The following is a 4,365-nucleotide window of genomic DNA, read 5'->3' as shown; positions in this document are numbered from 1 at the left end:
CCACATAGTCGTCCGGCGCGTCCTGCTGCAGCATCCGCCACATCGCCTCCACGTAATCCCCCGCAAAACCCCAGTCCCGCCGCGACTCCAGATTCCCCAACGACAACGAGTCCTGCAACCCCAACGAAATCCGCGCCACCGCCCGCGAGATCTTCCGGGTCACGAACTCGATCCCCCGCCGCGGCGACTCGTGATTAAACAACAACCCCGAACACGCGAACGCCCCGTACGACTCCCGATAATTCACCGTCAGATAGTGACCGAACGTCTTCGCCACCCCGTACGGCGACCGCGGGTGAAACGGCGTCGACTCCCGCTGCGGCGTCTCCCGCACCTTCCCGAACATCTCCGACGACGACGCCTGATAGAACCGCACCCCCGACATGTCGTTACCACCCGCGATCCGCAACGCCTCCAGAACCCGCAGCACCCCCATCCCCGTCGTCTCCCCGGTCAGCTCCGCCTGCTTCCACGACAACCCCACGAACGAGATCGCCCCCAGGTTGTACACCTCGTCCGGCTGCGAGATCTCCACCGCCCCGATCAACGACGGAAGATCCGTCAGATCCCCCTCCAACAACACCACTCCCGGCACCAGCCGCTCCACCGTCGCCACCTTCGGGTTCGACTGCCCCCGCACCAACCCGAACACCTCATAACCCTTCGCGGTCAGCAACTCACCCAGATACAACCCGTCCTGACCGGTAATCCCGGTAATCAGCGCGCGAGGCACGTCGAAATCCTTTCGTCAAAAAAATCTTCAGCCGGTTCCCGGCTGTTCAGGAACCCATCCGGGCCGGGCTTCGCGGTACCTCGGCACCGAGCGCGTCAGCGGCCGCGAGGGTCGCCCGGCTCGAGGCGAGCAGCTCCGCGGTGACACCGGTGTCGCTGCCGCGGCACATCCGCAGGAAGGCCACCGCGGCGGCACGATGCCCCTTGTCCTGCGGCCCCTTCCAGGCGGAACGTCCATCGATCACCAGTTCGCGGTAATCGTCGATGCGGACGTGCCGGCTGCCCGCCAGCGCCTCGAGGTGCTCCTTACGCACTCCGCGGGGACGGGCGGAACTGTAGGAGATGGCCGACAGGGAACCGTCGGCATGCCGGAGCGTGACCGCCACATCGGGAGCAAGCAACAGCTCGGCCTCCCGCCCGGCAAGCGCCGTCACCATGTCCACGTCGCTGCCGGCGAGCGCGGCACAGGTGTCGACGAAGTGGCAGACCTCGCCGAGCAGCCGGCCACCCTGGACCCGGTCGTTGTACCAGTGGTCGGCCGACACCGGCCCGGCGGCGATCCGATAGCTCAACGTGAGAGGACCGTCCCGGTCGGCCAGCGCCGCGCGGGCTGCGGTGACCGCCGGAGAAAAACGCCGGTTGTATCCGACGACAAGCACCCCGCCGCCGGTCGCCGCCGCCTTCTCCACCCGGTTGAGCTCGTCGAGGCTCAGCGCGAGCGGCTTCTCGCACCATACGTGCCGACCGCCTTCCAGGGCCCGGGCGGCGAGGTCGGCATGTGTCGCATGCGGCGTCGCGATGACGACCACGTCGACGTCGTCGTCGTCCAGCACGGCATCGGCGCCGGCCACCGCCCCGGCGAACCCGTGCCGGTCCGCGAAGGCCCTGGCCGACCGGCCACCGGCGGAGGCCACCGTGACCAACTGGTCGAACCCGGCCGCCCGGAACGCGGGCAGCAGAACCGATCCGGAGAACGTCCCGGCCCCGATCCAGCCGACCCGGCTGCCCCGACGTCCCGCTGGGGCGGATCGCTGGCGGGGCACCCGCGGCCGCGGGCTGACCGACCGGTCCCGGGCCGGGCCCGCGCTGTGTGCCGGTGCGGTCCCGGCCACCGCGGACCCGGCCTGTTCGGGGGCAGCCTGTTCGGAGGTGGCCGACGCCGGGTAGTCGAAACGGATCCCCAGGTACGGCTCGCTACGGGTGGCGACGATCTCGTAGGCCCGCGGCGCCGCGTCGATCGGAAAAGCGTGGGTGACGAGATCATCAACTTGCAGCCGGTCGGCCGCGAGCAGGTCGAGCACGGCCTCCTGGTTGCGTCCCTCGGTCCAGCGGACCTGCCCGGCCGGGTAGTCAACCCCCCAGTCCTCGTAGCCACGCTCGTACCGCCCCGGCCCGTAGGAGCGGGCGAAGCGCAGCGTCAGCTCCTTGTCGTAGAACGGCGCGCGCAGCAGGCCCAGTCCGACGTCACCCACCACGACCAGCTGCGCCCGGTCCCGGGCCAGCGCGGTGGCCCGCATGACCGGTTCCGCCGAGCGACCAGCGGCGCAGATGAGGACCGCGTCGGCACCACGGCCCCGGCTCCAGGCGCGGACCGCGGCGGTGGTGGCCTCGCCGGACTCCCGCAGCGCACGGACACCGCTCGCCCCGGCGGTGACCAGCGGCAGATCGGCAAGATCGATGCCGGCGACGTCACATCCGCTGGCGAGCGCGAGCCGGGCGGCGAGCTGACCGACCAGCCCCAGCCCGACGACCACCACCTTCGCCCCGGGGCCCACCTCCGCCAGGCGCAGCCCGTGCAGGGCGATGGAGCCGATCGTGGCGAACGCCGCCGCCCCCGGGTCGACCCCGTCCGGAACCCGGGCGCAGAGCAGCCCGGGAACGGCCTGGAACTCGGCGTGGTTGGCGCGCCCGGCCCCACCCGTGGCGACGAGGTCACCGGGGCGGATGCGGTCGACCGCGGAGCCCACCTCGACGACGCGACCACATCCGCTGTAGCCGAGGGGGACGTCGGCGCCGAGCCGATCCCGGACCGAACGCGCGGCCGGGATGAGACCGTCGGTCCTCGCCTTCTCCGCGACCTTGCGGACAAGGTCCGGACGGGCCCGCGCCTTGGTCAGCAGCCCAGAGCGGGCGAGCGTGGTAACGGCACGTTCCGTGCCGGCGGACACGATCGTCGCAACGGTCGCCACCAGCACCTCGGTCGGACCGATGACCGGCACGGGAACGTCGACGACGCGCACCGCCCCGCCGGACGCCGCCTGCACCACCTGCTTCACCGCGCCACCTGCTTCACCGCGTCACTGGGGCGCCGCCGCACCGGCCGACGGTCGGCGCCGGCAGGCGGACCCGCACCCACTCGCGGACCCGTACCGGCGTGTCGGCCCGTACCGGCGTGTCGGCCCGAGTCTTCGGTACGACCGGGGGAAGTGAGGGCGTCGGGGGCGCCCACGCTCGCATCATGCTGCGCAGTGTAGTTGATGCATTACATTCAGCGATGAACATCGGCCTCGCTCATCCGAAGTGTCAGACCCGGAGGAACGGCATGCTCGAAGCGTCGGCCGCCGCGTGCATCGTCACCCTTGCGGCGACCCCGATCGTCATCGTCGGCATGCGCCGGATGGCGGCGATCGACGAGGTCACTGCGCGGTCCTCGCACCAGGTCCCGACCCCGCGTGGCGGCGGTATCGCAGTCGTCCTCGGGCTGTTCGCGGGCATCGGCCTGGCGGTGTGCATCCCTGGGTACGGCGACGCCCGCGACCTGCTCTCGTTGACCATCGGCATCGCCCCGTTCGGCCTGATCGGACTCGTCGAGGACCTCAGCGGCATCACCCCGCTGCGCCGGCTGGCCCTGCACCTCACCGCGGCCGTCGTCGTCGCGGTGACGACGGTGCTCGGGGCGGTGCTCGACGACCCGGTTCCGAGCGGCACAACCGTCCTGCTCGTCACGATCATCGCACCGGTCTGGATCACCGCATTTGTCAACGTCTTCAACTTCATGGACGGCATCAACGGCATCTCGGTGACGACGGCGGTCCTGGCCGGGGCGGCGTTCACGGTGCTCGGAGCCGTCCACCACGTGGACGCGATCACGATCGGCGGTGCTCTCACGGCGGCCGCGGCGCTCGGTTTCGGCCCGTTCAACTTTCCGCGGGCCCACATCTTCCTCGGGGACGTGGGCAGCTATTCGCTGGGAGCCGCGATCGCGGTCCTGGCGGTGCAGGCGGTCCTGGCGGGAATACCGGTGGAGACCGCCGTGGCGCCGACGGCGCTGTATCTGGCCGACACCGCCTGGACCCTGCTACGCCGGGTGCGGGCGAAGGAACAGTGGTACCTGCCCCACCGCACCCATGCCTACCAACGACTCACCACCGCCGGGTGGTCACACACCCGGGTGACCGGGCTGGTTGGCGTCCTGACGGCGGTCCTCGCCGCCTTGGGATTCGCCGCGGACGGACCACTGCCCGTTCGCCTGCTCGCCGACACGGCAGCCGGGCTGGTGCTCCTCGGGTACCTGAACGCTCCACAGCGCGTCGCGGCGAGACGGGACTGCGTCGCGGCGGCCCCGTCCTCCGGCGCGGCGATCCCGTCGCAACGCCGGCTGGCGAACCCGGACAGGACAGACCGGACCGACGG

Annotated in this window: 3 protein-coding genes; 1 reads left to right on the top strand and 2 read right to left on the bottom strand. The window is 71.1% G+C overall.

Annotation, left to right across the window (positions count from 1 at the left end; genetic code table 11):
- Together AC08OP_RS21400 and AC08OP_RS21395 are read right to left on the bottom strand one after the other, a co-directional pair.
- Positions 1 to 733: GDP-mannose 4,6-dehydratase (locus AC08OP_RS21400; RefSeq protein ID WP_476615819.1), on the bottom strand; the 733-nt coding region annotated here is incomplete at its 3' end.
- A 46-nt stretch (positions 734 to 779) separates the two neighbouring features.
- Complete coding sequence (locus AC08OP_RS21395; protein WP_476615818.1) at positions 780 to 3,008, bottom strand: bi-domain-containing oxidoreductase; 2,229 nt, start codon at positions 3,006 to 3,008, stop codon at positions 780 to 782.
- A 266-nt stretch (positions 3,009 to 3,274) separates the two neighbouring features.
- Between AC08OP_RS21395 and AC08OP_RS21390 the strand changes: the two genes are divergently transcribed.
- Positions 3,275 to 4,365, top strand: a 1,091-nt coding sequence (locus tag AC08OP_RS21390; protein WP_476615817.1) for an MraY family glycosyltransferase, incomplete at its 3' end; no start/stop codon positions are given.

Source organism: Frankia sp. CeRuru1 (assembly GCF_977966315.1).
Note: the sequence above shows the minus strand (reverse complement) of the source record. Positions and strands in the feature narration are given on the sequence as shown.